This is a genomic window from Flavobacterium sediminis (assembly GCF_003148385.1).
Taxonomy (GTDB): Bacteria; Bacteroidota; Bacteroidia; order Flavobacteriales; family Flavobacteriaceae; genus Flavobacterium; species Flavobacterium sediminis.
Window position 1 is genome coordinate 2,779,218 of the sequence record NZ_CP029463.1, and the last position, 13,915, is coordinate 2,793,132.

At 28.8% G+C, this 13,915-nt stretch carries 19 protein-coding genes; 12 read left to right on the forward strand and 7 right to left on the reverse strand.

From position 1 onward, the window contains the following. The first annotated feature begins 35 nt into the window (after window positions 1–35). Window positions 36–626: a hypothetical protein gene (locus tag DI487_RS12785; RefSeq protein WP_109569984.1), complete on the forward strand. Its 591-nt coding sequence runs from the start codon at window positions 36–38 to the stop codon at window positions 624–626. A 206-nt stretch (window positions 627–832) separates the two neighbouring features. Then, window positions 833–1,243: a hypothetical protein gene (locus DI487_RS12790; RefSeq protein WP_109569985.1), complete on the forward strand. Its 411-nt coding sequence runs from the start codon at window positions 833–835 to the stop codon at window positions 1,241–1,243. Window positions 1,244–1,450: 207 nt separating this feature from the next. On the opposite strand, the gene DI487_RS12795 is transcribed toward DI487_RS12790, so the two are convergent. Both DI487_RS12795 and DI487_RS12800 read right to left on the reverse strand, forming a co-directional pair. After that, entirely contained in the window at window positions 1,451–1,930 is a 480-nt protein-coding gene (locus tag DI487_RS12795; RefSeq protein ID WP_109569986.1) for a hypothetical protein, read from the reverse strand. Window positions 1,931–1,946: 16 nt separating this feature from the next. Then, the gene (locus DI487_RS12800; protein WP_109569987.1) at window positions 1,947–2,861 is read right to left on the reverse strand and encodes a hypothetical protein; all 915 of its coding nucleotides are present in this window, start codon (window positions 2,859–2,861) and stop codon (window positions 1,947–1,949) included. Between the two features lie 314 nt (window positions 2,862–3,175). Between DI487_RS12800 and DI487_RS12805 the strand changes: the two genes are divergently transcribed. Genes DI487_RS12805 through DI487_RS12820 form a run of 4 tightly spaced genes read left to right on the forward strand, consistent with a single transcriptional unit; the run spans window position 3,176 to window position 7,542 of the window. Further along, window positions 3,176–3,478 carry a DUF6150 family protein gene (locus DI487_RS12805; protein WP_109569988.1) on the forward strand — a complete coding sequence of 101 codons (303 nt, stop codon included), beginning with the start codon at window positions 3,176–3,178 and terminating at the stop codon, window positions 3,476–3,478. 4 nt (window positions 3,479–3,482) lie between these two features. After that, window positions 3,483–4,415 (forward strand): hypothetical protein, encoded by a 933-nt coding sequence (locus tag DI487_RS12810; RefSeq protein WP_109569989.1) that lies wholly within the window; start codon window positions 3,483–3,485, stop codon window positions 4,413–4,415. Window positions 4,416–4,426: 11 nt separating this feature from the next. Then, complete coding sequence (locus DI487_RS12815; protein ID WP_109569990.1) at window positions 4,427–6,103, forward strand: DUF6035 family protein; 1,677 nt, start codon at window positions 4,427–4,429, stop codon at window positions 6,101–6,103. Between the two features lie 2 nt (window positions 6,104–6,105). Next, complete coding sequence (locus DI487_RS12820) at window positions 6,106–7,542, forward strand: hypothetical protein (protein WP_109569991.1); 1,437 nt, start codon at window positions 6,106–6,108, stop codon at window positions 7,540–7,542. Window positions 7,543–7,884: 342 nt separating this feature from the next. On the opposite strand, the gene DI487_RS12825 is transcribed toward DI487_RS12820, so the two are convergent. Beyond that, entirely contained in the window at window positions 7,885–8,088 is a 204-nt protein-coding gene (locus DI487_RS12825) for a hypothetical protein (RefSeq protein ID WP_109569992.1), read from the reverse strand. 285 nt (window positions 8,089–8,373) lie between these two features. On the opposite strand from DI487_RS12825, the gene DI487_RS12830 reads away from it, so the two are divergent. From DI487_RS12830 to DI487_RS16085, 4 genes are read left to right on the forward strand one after another with little or no spacing between them, the layout of a single operon-like run. Further along, window positions 8,374–9,132, forward strand: a complete 759-nt coding sequence (locus DI487_RS12830; protein ID WP_109569993.1) for a hypothetical protein — start codon at window positions 8,374–8,376, stop codon at window positions 9,130–9,132. After that, window positions 9,132–9,527 (forward strand): DUF5675 family protein, encoded by a 396-nt coding sequence (locus DI487_RS12835; protein ID WP_109569994.1) that lies wholly within the window; start codon window positions 9,132–9,134, stop codon window positions 9,525–9,527. The genes DI487_RS12830 and DI487_RS12835 overlap by 1 nt, the downstream gene beginning before the upstream one ends. 9 nt (window positions 9,528–9,536) lie before the next feature. Then, complete coding sequence (locus DI487_RS12840; RefSeq protein ID WP_109569995.1) at window positions 9,537–9,752, forward strand: hypothetical protein; 216 nt, start codon at window positions 9,537–9,539, stop codon at window positions 9,750–9,752. Next, the gene (locus DI487_RS16085; RefSeq protein WP_170108208.1) at window positions 9,739–9,915 is read left to right on the forward strand and encodes a hypothetical protein; all 177 of its coding nucleotides are present in this window, start codon (window positions 9,739–9,741) and stop codon (window positions 9,913–9,915) included. Before DI487_RS12840 ends, DI487_RS16085 begins: the two co-directional genes overlap by 14 nt. A 69-nt stretch (window positions 9,916–9,984) precedes the next feature. Here the strand turns inward: DI487_RS16085 and DI487_RS12845 are convergent, their stop codons facing one another. From DI487_RS12845 to DI487_RS12870, 4 genes are all read right to left on the reverse strand, one after another. Beyond that, the gene (locus tag DI487_RS12845; protein WP_245896393.1) at window positions 9,985–10,464 is read right to left on the reverse strand and encodes a DUF6943 family protein; all 480 of its coding nucleotides are present in this window, start codon (window positions 10,462–10,464) and stop codon (window positions 9,985–9,987) included. A 1,041-nt stretch (window positions 10,465–11,505) separates the two neighbouring features. After that, complete coding sequence (locus DI487_RS12860) at window positions 11,506–12,300, reverse strand: ImmA/IrrE family metallo-endopeptidase (protein ID WP_109569998.1); 795 nt, start codon at window positions 12,298–12,300, stop codon at window positions 11,506–11,508. Then, complete coding sequence (locus DI487_RS12865; RefSeq protein WP_109569999.1) at window positions 12,287–12,634, reverse strand: hypothetical protein; 348 nt, start codon at window positions 12,632–12,634, stop codon at window positions 12,287–12,289. The genes DI487_RS12860 and DI487_RS12865 overlap by 14 nt, the downstream gene beginning before the upstream one ends. Continuing rightward, on the reverse strand, window positions 12,621–13,304 hold the full coding sequence (locus DI487_RS12870; protein ID WP_109570000.1) for an RNA polymerase subunit sigma: 684 nt from the start codon (window positions 13,302–13,304) through the stop codon (window positions 12,621–12,623). The genes DI487_RS12865 and DI487_RS12870 overlap by 14 nt, the downstream gene beginning before the upstream one ends. 192 nt (window positions 13,305–13,496) lie before the next feature. Between DI487_RS12870 and DI487_RS16090 the strand changes: the two genes are divergently transcribed. Together DI487_RS16090 and DI487_RS16095 are read left to right on the forward strand one after the other, a co-directional pair. Then, on the forward strand, window positions 13,497–13,670 hold the full coding sequence (locus DI487_RS16090; RefSeq protein WP_170108209.1) for a hypothetical protein: 174 nt from the start codon (window positions 13,497–13,499) through the stop codon (window positions 13,668–13,670). 70 nt (window positions 13,671–13,740) lie between these two features. Next, window positions 13,741–13,896, forward strand: coding sequence for a hypothetical protein (locus DI487_RS16095; protein WP_170108210.1), 156 nt, complete (start codon window positions 13,741–13,743; stop codon window positions 13,894–13,896). Window positions 13,897–13,915: the final 19 nt, after the last annotated feature.

Consider the following 13,915-nt stretch of genomic DNA (forward strand, 5'->3'; position numbering starts at 1 on the left):
CTGCAAAATTACTACGCCTTTTTAAATCTTCTTTTATGGATAACAAATTTATAAAAAATCCTGTAAAGGATAATTATTCGATATTATATTTTGAGGTAATGAAGGGTTTAGAAATTGGTTTTGAAGAGTATATTGTTCTTCAAATCATGCTTAAATTCAGTAAGAGAAATGAAATTAAGCTTGATAAATCATTAATAAGTAAAACTTTATGTATTTCAAGGAATACTTTGGACAAAGTATTAGTAAAATTAATATCTAAAGGGCATATTAATAAAGTTGAAGCCCAAGGCAAAGCTTATTATATATCAGTAGATGTTAAAGAAAAGTTTGAAATAGCTGGCTTATATGTGAAGATTTATCATAAACATAGAAAACTATTAAAACTTTCTCTAAAGCAATATGCTTTTCTTTACATGATATACTCTTTATCAAAAAAATATGATAGTAAAATTGCAATTGCAGGTAAAGAAAAATATTGTGACTTTTTAAATATTAGTAAAAGTCACTATGATACTACAAAAGGTAAATTTAAAGAAGCAAATCTAATTGAACCGCAAAAAAATCATTTCCTAAAATTAAATATTGATGTTTTTAATTGGTTTGAAAGCAGAAATGTTCAAAGCTAGCACATTAAAAAGCAATGTTCAAATTTAGCAATGTTGATGTTCAAATACAGTTTACCAAATGTTCATTTATAGCATTTTTTTGTTCAAATATGGTATACATATATAAAATAAATACAAAAGAATAATAAATGAATAAATAACCTGCACTTGTAAACAAAGTGCAGGTTTTAAAAAGGGATTATTTTTAACAAACAAATTTTTTAATTATGGAAAATGAAAATTTCGGAGATGACAATTTAAAAAAGAATGAAATTCAAAAAAGTTCTGGAGGAAGAAAATTAAAATCAACTAACAAGTTAACTAAAAATGCAAAACAAGAATTGTTTCAAGCTTTTAAAGAGGATTTTGTTGGATTAGAGAAATCTTTTGCATATCTACCAATGGATGAAAGATTTGTTGGGCTTAAATCAATTATTAAAATTTTATGTGCGGGCAATGATAAAGTTAGCATAAAAACAAAAGAAATAGTTTATGAATCCTTAAATAGGGAGTTCAAAATGCTTAAATTTTACATTAACCAACTTCCGCAAAATAAAAAGGCTACCGAACTACGACAATACTTGTTTTGCCTTGACAAAGAGCAGATTGAAGAAGTTTTTAGAACTATGAAGAGGTAGGTACAAGTTTATTTAATATTTTTTTTTTCAATTACAAAAGCCCTAAGAAATCAAAAATAGAAATGTTCTTGATTTTAAAGGGCTTTAACTTTTACTAAGATGGGGATAAGTACCCCACCATTAAAATATAGTACTCTTTTATAACATTAACTAGGCTAGAAGTACTCCTCCGAGCCATTTTTTGATGTTTGAAAAACAGATATTTTTCTATCTGTATATTTTGAATTTACCATTTAGAATATCATAAGAGACTGCCTCTGAATTTCCTGTTTCAGAATCAATAATTTCTGCATCTCTAGCTTCAAACTCTCCAGAAATATAAGTGTTATTAAATTCTAATATTTTTAAACTTTTAATTGAATATTGTATTCCATCATAAATGGAATTTGCAGGAAAAGGATACTTCGCTGTTATATCAATATTAGAATTGGTAGTATTGTAGGTGGTATTTTGAATAAATGGGTTATCTGGAACAACAGACAAAAACAATTCTTTACTACTATCTTCTAAAATTTGCAAATTAGAATTTGCAATTACTTTTTGGCTCAAATTGCCGTTTGTGTATTTAACTCCGTTTATATACCATTCAATATAATCGTTTTGAGGAGTTGCAGGAGTACTGGTGTCATCACTTGAACATGATATAAGTAATGTGTAAATAAACAGTAGTACTAATAATTTTTTCATATTGTAATTTTTTAAGTTAGTTTACAGATAATATATTTCCGTCCAAATCTACTTTTGCATTTACAGTTTGTAAAACTTTTGCACCAAAAGCATTTTTACCTCTGAAGGTCATTTGAACAATTAAATAATTTCCTTTATCCGCATAGGTAGTTTTAACATGGTCAAAACTAGAAGGGTCGTTCATGTTTTCTTTTACATAATCTTTTAATGCAGAATGAGAGCCATCCCATGAAGAAAATTGCATTTGAATCTTTTTTTGTCTGTTAAGCAATTCAATATTCTTTTCTTCTTGTTCTTTGTTAGGCAATAGTATAATTGAAGTATTAAATTCTAACTTTAATTTAGAGTTGTACAAACTGTCCAGATTCTTTTTATATACAGATTCGTACATTTGAGCCATATCTCGCCATTTCCCTTTTGTAGCTTCTTTATTCAATTGAAAGAAAATAGTATCTCTGTTTTCATTAATAGAATATTTATTTATATAGCTTCCGTTCCACGTAGAAACAATACTGTCCGACCATTTATTTTGAAAAGATTTTAAATTCTCTAACACTTGAATTTGTTCTTGTTCTTTTTTTAACTCCAGGTCTTTTAATTTATTTTTTGAAAGCTCAATTTTAGAAAGTGCATCATTGTAATTTTCATTACTAGAACTAACACTTTCAAAATCTTTTATAGCAAGCTCATATTTTCCATTTTTAAAGTTTTCTAAGCCACTTTTATAATAATCTATAGGATTTAGTATAGCCAATATAAAAACTAACAAGAGTAATGAGGAAATTAAGGCAAAGAATGTGTAAAGCAACTTTTTCCAAAGTGCAGACTGTTTCTTAAACATTCCAAAAATTCCAACTGGAGGAAAGAGAAAAAGAAGAGCAATTAATAAAGGTTTATTGTTAAACCATTTCTTAGAATTTTCAATAGTCATAAATATTCAAATTAAATTTCACAAATCTATTTTGACTATTTAGAATAACCATGTGGAAAACCGTAATACAAAAAAAAGCGTACCACGCATCACATTACTGCTTACATGGCTCGGCAAAGCCCAAACACAAATAACGGAGCAGGTACGCCAGACGGCGTACTTCTATTATTGCCCCTTGTGTTTGTATTTGAATTTTGCCGATTCTGTAAACAAGGACTTCTAAAGAGTACATATTTTTTACCTCAACTGATGAGGTTATATTTTCTATAACAAATCTACATATTTTTTAATTAAATTTGAGTAAAATTAAATAGATGAGACCTAAACTGTTATTTTTATTTATGTTTCTGTTATTAGGGTTTAAATCATATTCTCAAAAAGTTTTTTATACAGATAATCCAAAAGAGGCAAATTATAAAATTATTATTACTGAAAATGAATATGATGCAAACTGGATTGTATTAAAAACGAAATGGATTAGAAATGTAAAAAAAGGAGTTTGGTTTGAAGTAAAATATAAAAACGAAGCAGATTTAATCGTTTATATAGTAAATGAAAAATATCTTTCCGATAAGGTTGTATTTTTTACGGAGTATGAGAGTAAAATAAAATATTAAAAAAATGGATTTAAACCTATTGACAATTTCAAGAAGAGCGGGACTTAGTCGTATAATAGAAACTTCTTTTAATGATGCAAACAAAAAAATTTTAGAGTTAAAAAATATCAACGATAAAATTTATAATTCAGATGAATTTTCAATTGAAGAGAAACTACAAAATTGTGAATTTACAATAATTGGTTTAGTCAGCATTTTTGAACATCAAATAAATGAAATTCTTAAACAGATTTTAATTTCATATCCCAAAAAATTTGGTGCAAAGAAATTTGAAATAGATGAATTACTGGAGGAAGGCTCAATATTAGAATTGTTTCATAAAAAAGCAACTCAAAAAATACTTGACCTTGCTTATGGTAAGTTTGATAGTTTTATAAAATCTTTTTCAGATACTTTAGAGTTAACCTCAATATTAGATGAAATTTTAATAAACGAAGTAAATGAAATAAAATGTACAAGGGACTGTATTATACATTCGCAAGGAAAAGCTACAGATTTATATTTCAGTAAAACTGGTTCAAATGCTAGACAAAATAATAGTAAGAATAGGCTGGATGTAGATTATAATTATGTGAAAAATGCAATTATAAAAATACAGCAACTTTTACATGATATAGAGAGTAGAGTCCCAAATAAATATAAATTGTCGAATAGAAGTTATGTCTTTAAACAAATGTGGGAGGCAACTTGTTTGAATAAACGAATTTCATTTGATACAGCTTGGATAATTGTAAGTCCTAGTATGGTAAGACCAATTGATATTGAGCGAGAATTTGGTTTTTCTAGTTCAGAGATGGAAGTTTACAATTTATTTAGGCAAATGTATAGTTATAATAGATATAAGGTAGATTTTAGTTTTTATTTTTCAAGATGGAAACCCCAATCTAATGAATATCAAATTGCAATTTCTTGGCTAGATTATCAATTTTATTTTTAAAGGTTTATTAAATGAGTACAAAAAGAACCATACAAGAAGTTTTAAATAAAGAGGATGGAAACCCAATTGATGCCGATATTTTTTTCAATCAAAGTAAAAATGTAATTTGGAAACGTAGAATTGAATTACAAGAGGTTATTAAAGGTATAAGGGAGCCTATTTTTGTATGTTATTTTTGTAATCAAAATATTAAGATAAATGGAGGTAAAGGGTTAAGAAAGAAAGTATTGCATTTTGCACATCAAAAAGAAAAAGGAGATTGCATTTTAAAGACAGATGCAAAGCCTACAAGAGAACAAATTGAACGTGTAAAATATAATGGTGCAAAAGAAGGATTATTGCATTTTGAAACAAAACATTTAATTAAAAACATTCTTGAATTAAATAAAGACTTTTCAAATATTCTAGTAGAAAAAGTGGTTAAATGTAACTCTAATTATCTTGAATGGAAAAAACCAGATATTAAGACGAATTACAAAAATGTTGAGGTAGTTTTTGAAATTCAATTATCTACTACATTCTTAAGCGTTATAGTTGATAGAGAACACTTTTATAAAACAAATAACATTTATCTTTTATGGATTTTCAAAGATTTTGAAATTGACGACTTAAAACAACTTTTTACCCAAAAAGATGTTTTTTATTCCAACAATAGAAATGCTTTCGTATTGGATGAAGTGGCAATAAATTTATCATTACAAAATAAGGAACTATATCTTTTATGTTATTATCAAAAGCCAAAAATTGTAAACTTAAAAATTGATTATGATTGGTGTTTTGAATATGTAAGTTTTGATAAATTGATTTTTAATGAAGTTGATTATAAAATCTTTTATTTTGATGTGAAAAAAGCAGAGGAAATTTTAAATAATGAGATTTTAGCAACTCAAAAAGAAATAAGAGAAAAGGAACTAAAAGAGCAACAAAAAGCCAAAGAGAATGCTTTAAAACTTCTAAAAGAGAAAAAGAAAAATATTGAGTATGATTATGAAGATTACAATTATTCATACTATGAAGATGAGATTGAGGATGAAGTTAGAATACCAGAATTAACAACAAGTCAAAAACTAATTCGAGATAAAAATATTGCTTTTGATGAGAATAATAGAAGTACAATAATTGATTTAAGAAACGATTTTTTTTTAACTAATTATCAGCGATTGTTTTTAATGCAACAGAGTGAAATGTATGATAAGATTTTTGAGTTTTTCAAGGATGAGTACACTTTTACAAAAGAAGATAAAGAGTTTATTAATAATGAATTTAATAGAAAAACTCAAAGTTCAGATAAACTAAACGAAAATACAATTGTCTACTATATTTCAATAAGTATTTTTTTGAGTAGATTGACTAATTATAAAGAATTATATATTAATTATAATGTATCAATTCAGCAGTTACTTTTTGCAATTTTATCAATTAAAATAAAAAAAGTTATAGGAAATAATTTTTCAAATTTAATTCAAGTTGTTAATCATTATACTAATTTGAAAAATGATAGAGTTGTATTCTTTGATGTTATTGTAAAAGCAATTGAAACCTATTGGGGAATTGATAAATTTTGCAATAGTGAGGATAAAAAAGGTTTGCTGAAACCTAAAATTTTAAATACTAACAATTGGAAACCCCAACAAGACGGCAAATACAATGAAATAGTTTCAATTGTTTTTCCAGAAATTAAATTTTAAATATGAGTTCAAAAAGAATACCTTTTTTCTATAATAAAAAGCCTATAACTTTTATCAATGACTTTGAAATACCTAAAAAAGGTATTTTTAGAAAGTCAAAATCTTCATTAGATGGAATTGATGAGGTTGAGTTATCTAGCTTGAAAAATGAGTTTAAAGTTGAATTTGATTTTAATAAGTATAGCAGAAAAAGTAAAAACATTGGTGTTGGAGATGTTATTAAAAAAGTAAATTTTGACTCTAATGAAAAAACAATAATTTTCAATAGTGTATTTATTGGTAGATTTTCAAATCAAAGTTTAGAAGGCTCAATTAATGAATTACATTCTAAAGGTTTTTCAAAATCAAAAAAACAATACTTTAAATTTGTTATTCCAAATTCAAAATCTTTAGATATACACTTTCAAATTGACCACATAGTTATTGAAAATGATTACGGCATCCGTTCAAGTGTAGCAACAAAAATAAATCTAATGGATGAAGAAATATTTATAATGGAGGAAAAGGATGAAAATAAAAACAAATACATTATTATTGAATCTCGGAAAAAGCAAACTTACGAGGAATTTAGTAATAAAACATTTGCTATAAGGATAGCTTTAGGTTACGTTTCGGGGTATTTTGCAGGAAATAAAGGTTATTTCTTTTCTTATTCAAATGCAAAGATGGAAAACTACAATGATTTTTATTTTACCTCATTAAGAGATGAAATAAAAACATTAATGAATCCAATAAATACAAACCCATTTTCTTGGTTAAATGATTACAGAAAGGTTGCAGAAAAATATTATAAATTGAAAATATTTAGACCTTTAACAATTAGTGAATTTTCATTTTTATGCAATAAATTAATTACAAATGATGAATTTACAGCAACGATATTGTTAATCATTGAATCAACAAAGGCAAGTCTTATTTTTAGACCAAGTGGATATTCCATAGCACTTGAAACACTATCGGATATTATAATTGGAGCAGAAAAGGAAAAAATAGCACCAATAAATTCAAAACAAGATTTTAAAGATTTTAAAATAGACTTAATTGAAGTATTAAATAAGCATTCAACTAAAGAATCATTTATAGATGTTAATACGTTAAAAGTAAGGATTGAAAATATTAATCAAATTACTAATTTAGAAAGTTTAAAGAAACCTTTTTCAATATTAGGAATTACTTTATTAGATGAGGATTTGAAAGTGATTAAGTCGAGAAATGATTTTTTACATGGTAGAGTTCCAGATTTTAAAAAACAAGGTGCAAATCGCTCAATTGAATTAAAAGATTATGATTTATACTATGCTAGTGTTAGACTTTATACACTTTTAAATGTTTTGATTTTTAAAATGATTGGATTTGATAACTATATTTTAAATTTTCCAAAGATTTATGAAAAGAATACAAAGTTCAAAGTAAAAGAAAAACATTATAGAAGGGTTTAAAAGAGCAAAAGAGGCAACTATAACGGCAACCAAAAATAAAAAACCCTTGAAAGTATTTGATTTTCAAGGGTTTGTAATTTGAAGTGGCGGAGAAAGAGGGATTTATCATCCTCTTCTAATCGCTTGATATTATTGGTTTTAACAATTTTAAAAATCCTAGGGTCTCGCTTTTGCATCGATAAATAATGTGCAAATTTTTCGAAATCTTATTAGTACAAATCTATGAAAATTAGAGGATTAAACAAAGTAAAAAAGTATAATTATTGTTCATTTATTGAACTGGTTAAGAGTGTAAAAAGGGTTTGAAATGAAGTTTAATAATTAATACTTTCTTTCTCAATCTTATCCAACAATTAAAGGTTCTACTTGTTCAATCTTTAAGCTTGTGTAGTTACAGAACTCTTCAACCGATACAAACTCATTTTCAAGCTTTTTAAGGTCAGTTCTTATCTTTTGTAATAATCTTGCACTTTGTCTATAACTCTTCCCTGTAATGCGTTGTATGTCCTTTGGATAGATACATATTCTCTTTTTTTCAATTTTCATACTTTATCTATGCCTTTGACTAGGCTTTGAATTACTTATTTCATACTGATTATCAGAATTAATTTTAGTAAAAATAATTATTATTTGAACTGGTTCAGAAACGATAAATGAACTTGTTTAGATGTCATATGTGTCGGATTTGGACAAATGTGTCATGTGATGACACACTACTTTGAAACTTTCATTTATTGTTTAAATTTTGTTTCTAAATCAATCTAAAAATGTTGCAACGTGATGGAGATTGAAGGAGTTTTTAACTGATTTATTAATAAAATTTTTGAAGTTATGGCTAGACAGAAAGGCATAATTAAATTGAAAGGTACTATCGGGGATATTACCTTTTACAAAACGCAAGATGGTCATTTGGCTCGTGAGAAAGGTGGAATTGACGCGAGCAGAATTGCGAGTGATCCTGCGTTCCAGAGAACGCGTGAAAACGGTTCCGAATTTGGTAGAGCTGGAAAAGCCGGAAAGATTTTACGAACTGCTTTGCGCCCATTGCTTTTGAATTCTGCTGATGGTAGAATGGTGAGTCGTTTGACTCAAACAATGGTAAAAGTAATTCAAGCGGATGCTGTGAGTGAAAGAGGATTACGAAATGTAATTGATGGTGAAATTGAATTGGTACTTGGATTCGAATTTAATATTCGTGGAAAACTAGGTACTTCTTTATTTGCTCCGTTTACCTCAGCGATTGACAGAGCTGCCGGAACGTTAAGCGTTTCTATTCCATCTTTTGTACCTGCGAATATGATTGCTGCTCCAAGTGGAACAACTCACTTTAAAGTGATTTCTGGAGGAGCTGAAATCGATTTTACGAACGAAACCTATGTAGTAGAAACTACCGAAACCGCAATTTTACCTTGGGATGGAACTGCTACAGCTGTAATCAACTTGAGTAATGCTGTTACAGCTAACTCTACACAACCTTTAGTTTTGGCTTTAGGTATTGAATTTTACCAAGAGATTAATGGGCAAATGTACCCTTTGAAAAATGGTGCTTTCAACCCGTTATCGATTGTTAAAGTTGATGGTGGCGTGTAATGGTTATTTGGTTAACTAGAACTTATTTCCCTGAAGGAACTAATGGAAAACTCGAATGTGAAGGCAAATTGATATGTAATACCATAGAATTGCCTTGGAAGATGAACGAAACAAGAGTTTCCTGTATTCCGGAAGGGAAATATTTTATTAGAAAGCGATATAGCTCAAAATTCAAATGGCATTTGGAATTAGTGGATGTGCCAAATAGAAAATTTATTCTTGTTCATCCAGCTAATAATGCACAGAAGGAATTACAAGGCTGTATTGCTCCGGTTACTAAACTTTCTGGACCAGGACTTGGATTACTTTCGATAAAAGCTTTTGAGAAGCTTAAAAGCATTGTTTACAAAGCTTTGGATAATCAAGAAAGTGTTACGTTAATTGTTCAATCTTAAATTTTAATTATGAAAAATATAGTTAATAGAGTTTCGGCTCCCACACCTAAGTTTTTTAAAGTGCTTCGTACTATTGGTTTGGCATTAGCTGCAGTTGGTGGAACTATTTTAGCAGCTCCAGTAGCTTTGCCAGTTGTTGTTACAACCATTGGCGGTTATGTTGCGGTTGCTGGAAGTGTTTTGACAGCTGCAAGTCAGTTGACAATTCCAAATGACAGCGAATAATCACACGCTAATAGGTACTGCAGGTGGTACATTTTTAAGTATTGCACCAAATATTCAATCTGAAGATATTGCAAAAACGGTTATCTTAGCCACTATTGGAGCTGTAGTCAGTTTTACTATTTCGTTAGTACTTAAAAGCCTGAATAAGAAGCACAAAAAATAAGTTTAGCCCTAGTTGTGGTGACCTTTGGGTTAAACAAAACGAAAGCCTAGTCGTAAGACCAGGCTTTTTTTATTTGTTGCGATACCTCATCAAAATAGCATTACGAAGCTCGTTGATTAAGTGAATGTTTTTTGCGTGATGTGCTTCTTGTTGTTGCAAGAGCTGTAACGCTTTTACATTTTTTTGATGTTGCTCGTGCTCTTGCAGTAAACGATTCACTTTTGGAAAAAATTCCTTTTGAAACTCATAAAGTGCCAAAAATGGTATTACAGAACCTCGCAAATAAGTCATCCAAAATTTAGATTTCCATAAACTGGAAGCAATCCAAAAAACGTCTTCTTTGTCTTCTTCTTTTTGGAAGATCAAGACAAAGGAATTTGTAAAAGGTTCGTTTTGTGGTTTTCCGCTGTTTAATCCTTTGTTTAAAACAAAGAAATGCGGTTTTGCATACGATTTTCCGACTACGTGGCTTTTAACAATGAAATTGGTCATAAGTAAAGAATTAAAGGTTAATTCTTCTTTCTTCTCCAGACTTTGGTTATTTCCCAAAGATGATTTGGTTCGGACAGCCCTCACACAAAATTTCTTTTCAAAAGAAAAAAGGAAAAAAAAGAAAGCCGTCATTTCATGTGGAAGGTTTCAAAAAAGCAAGTTTTTCAGATAAAATACTACCCCTTATAAGTGAGCAGTATTCAGTCGCAGTGTTCAGATGGATTATGTTTATGAGACTTTTGGGGTGGAGATTTTATCTGAAACCGAAGGCTTGAACTTGCTTTTTTTGAATACCTGGAACAAACCTTTGCCTTCTTTTTTTTACTTTTTTTGTTTTGAAATACTGATTTTCAATTTAAAAACGATTGTATTTGGTCTGTTGTTATGGAGAACTAAACGTGATTTGAAAGCGATTCGTTGGAAAGGGTGTGCAATTTTTAATTGTACATCCTTTCTTTTTTGATTTTTAGGGTGGCTAATTGTTGAGTGGAAAGTAATACATGAATAGTGAAAAGATTATATGTTGTGGAAATGCAAAGCCACTCTAAAAAACAATGAAAATACTTACCGCTTCTGGGTGGGAGCGTTGGAGTGCGGATATTTTACATAATAACCCTTATAACTGCCGCTGCGGGAGCGTTGGGATTTTTAAGGAAGGAATTATAAGGTTTATTATGTAACATAGCTTGGGAGTGGTTTAACTGGAGGAAGACAGCTTTTGTTTTTGGCGTTGGCAGTAAGTGGATAAAAAAAGGGTAACAGTGCGCGATGGGTTTGGGAAAACTGGAACCCTTTTTTTATTGGCTTACCTTGGGAAAAACAAATGCTGTGCGCGTGGGAAATACCACTTGTGCGGTGGGGAGCGTTGGATTGGGTGGGGTAAAAATACCTCAGCGTTAGCGTACCTATTTCTTTTTTATATCTGAAACTAACGAAATGAAACAAACAAAGAATTGATGCTAGGAATACTTGGACTAGGAGCGATTTTTGTGCAGGTGAATGAGATAATGAGTTACCCTAGTTAACTTAAATTTAAATAATTACTAGTTAAATCCTAAAAATATAAAGCATAAAAAGGATGCTCTTTAAAATAAAGTATCAATCCTCCCAAATTATACTTAAAGCAGAATTTTTATGAGTTATGCAATGCTCATAAAATTTTTTATTAGAATCTTCTGCTTTAACGTAATTGAAACAGTCAATAGCCCTTATTTGAGCTGTTTTAGAAATTTCTGTAGCAGTATTTTTAAAGTATTCACCCATAACAAATGAATCAGAAATTTTTTGATTATTAAGGAGGTACTTAAATGGAAAATCATCACTGGAATAAGTCCACTTAATTGCTCCATTTTCAGCATATATTATCATTATTGGATGTGAACCAATTTGAGCAAAACGGAATGCACAAGCTGTAATACTAACACCATATTCCTTACTCAAAGAATCAATTAACTCAAAACTAAATTTTTTTCTAAAAAAATCTTTTTTAAATCTCTCTTCAGGCATTAATAAACATGAAGCAAAATAATCAGCTTCTCTTTCAATCTCATTAAATTGCTTTTGGTTAGTTCTTGATGGATGTGGCTCTAATAATCCTAATTTTAAACCTATTCGGTGAGAATCAATGATATAATGGCCTAGTTCATGTGCCAATGTAAATCGTCCTCTAGCAGAGTCTATTCTGTTGCCATTAGCAGTATTAATATGAATGTAAAAATTTTCGTCATCATAAACAGTCATTCCATCAAATGTTCCTTTATCATAATCATCATAGAAAACTTCTAAATCTTCAGCTTCAACTATTTTTTCAAGAGGTGTAATCTTTTCATTGTATTTTAAAGCAATTGATTCAGCAAGTTTTCTAATTTTAGATTTCGAATTATTTTGTATCATCTGAATCTCGATGCTTTTTTTTCATTTTATCAATAATATGTTTTGGTAGATTACTTTGACCTTTTCTAGCAACCATTTTTAAACTTTCAATTTCGTTAATAACACTATTACTAATATCTAAAGAGATAACTTTTGATTTATTACACAGAGTTCCTTCAATTATAGATTTCACATCAATAGTCGCGTTTTTTAACTTAAAATCATATTCCTCATATAATTTATTAAATCTATCTAACTGTTTTTCATTTGTCGGATACAAAAAACCAGTAGAATGTAACCAATCATCAAGATTATCATTAGTTACTTTACCAATATATTTTTTATCTATTGCCATTTAAACTATTCAAATAATTGTTAATGTGGTCAGTTGCTTCTTTTTTATAGACTTGAATTGAACTTTGAACAAGGTTTAATTTTTCTCTTAATTTCTTACCTACTATTCTTGGAATATTTTTTCCATTGTTTTCGTAGGCTTTATAAGTAAGATAGATTATTTTATGCTTTTCTGATAAGCCCAACATTGCCCTTTCAATTATTTCTAATCTAATTTTTAAATCTTTTCTTTTTTCCGAGTCTTCACCAACTGTAAGAGAAACTAAATCATCTAAATTCTCAACTATTGACAAATCGTCTTCCTCGGGTTCACTACAAGTATCTTTTACTCCATATTTCATTAACTCATTAAAAACAATCGCATGAAGCCATATTTTTATTGCTTTATCGATATCCTTAATCTTTGACTTACTTTTATCAAAAGAATGGTATTTCCATACTTTAGCAAAAGTACAGTTTGCAATATCAAGAGCAATAACTTCACTGTGCCCATATTTATTAGAATAAATTTCAGCAGTTTTTATAACATCTTGTTGAAATCTATTACAGAATACAATAAATGCCTTTTCTGCTTCGCTAGGAAATTCATTTTTAAAAGAAATGTATTCGATAAGCTCATCACTTGTAAGCACATCAAAATCTATATCTTCTTGTTTTAACTCTATTTTCATTTATATACTAAAAGCGTTAGTAATGGAATTAGTATATGATTGAGGCGCACTTATACTATAAAAACGAAGTTAATAAAATTTTGTTAAATAATTTAACCTAATGGAATTAGTATACGTAAAAGTGATTACGCTCGTCAAATCTTTCATGTCGAGAAGTTGAAAGAATATGTTTAATTAAAAAATTGTAAAACAATGGCGACTAATCCACCAAAAGACAATTCAAGAAAAGGAATGGTTAGAGAACGATCTCAAATTCAAAATCCAGTTACTGGATTATGGACTAAAAGGGATACCGAAACTGGAAGATTTATTGATGTAAAAACATCAAGTCCAGAACCATTCAAAGGAGTTAGAAAAGAAAAGTAATGGTACTTCTTAATAGTACTGGGTTAAGTTTTTCTACCCAAAATGAAGAACGTAATTAAATTTCATTGAAATGACAAATAATTTATCTATTTCAAATGATGATGTGAGTTTATGCTATAAAAATAGCTGCATTCATGCAAAAGGTTCAAACGCAAAATTATTAGCGATTGGTGCTTTTGCAATGTTTGTACTAATTGGCATATCTGCATTATCAAAATCAAATTAAAAAACGAGTTGGGGTGAAA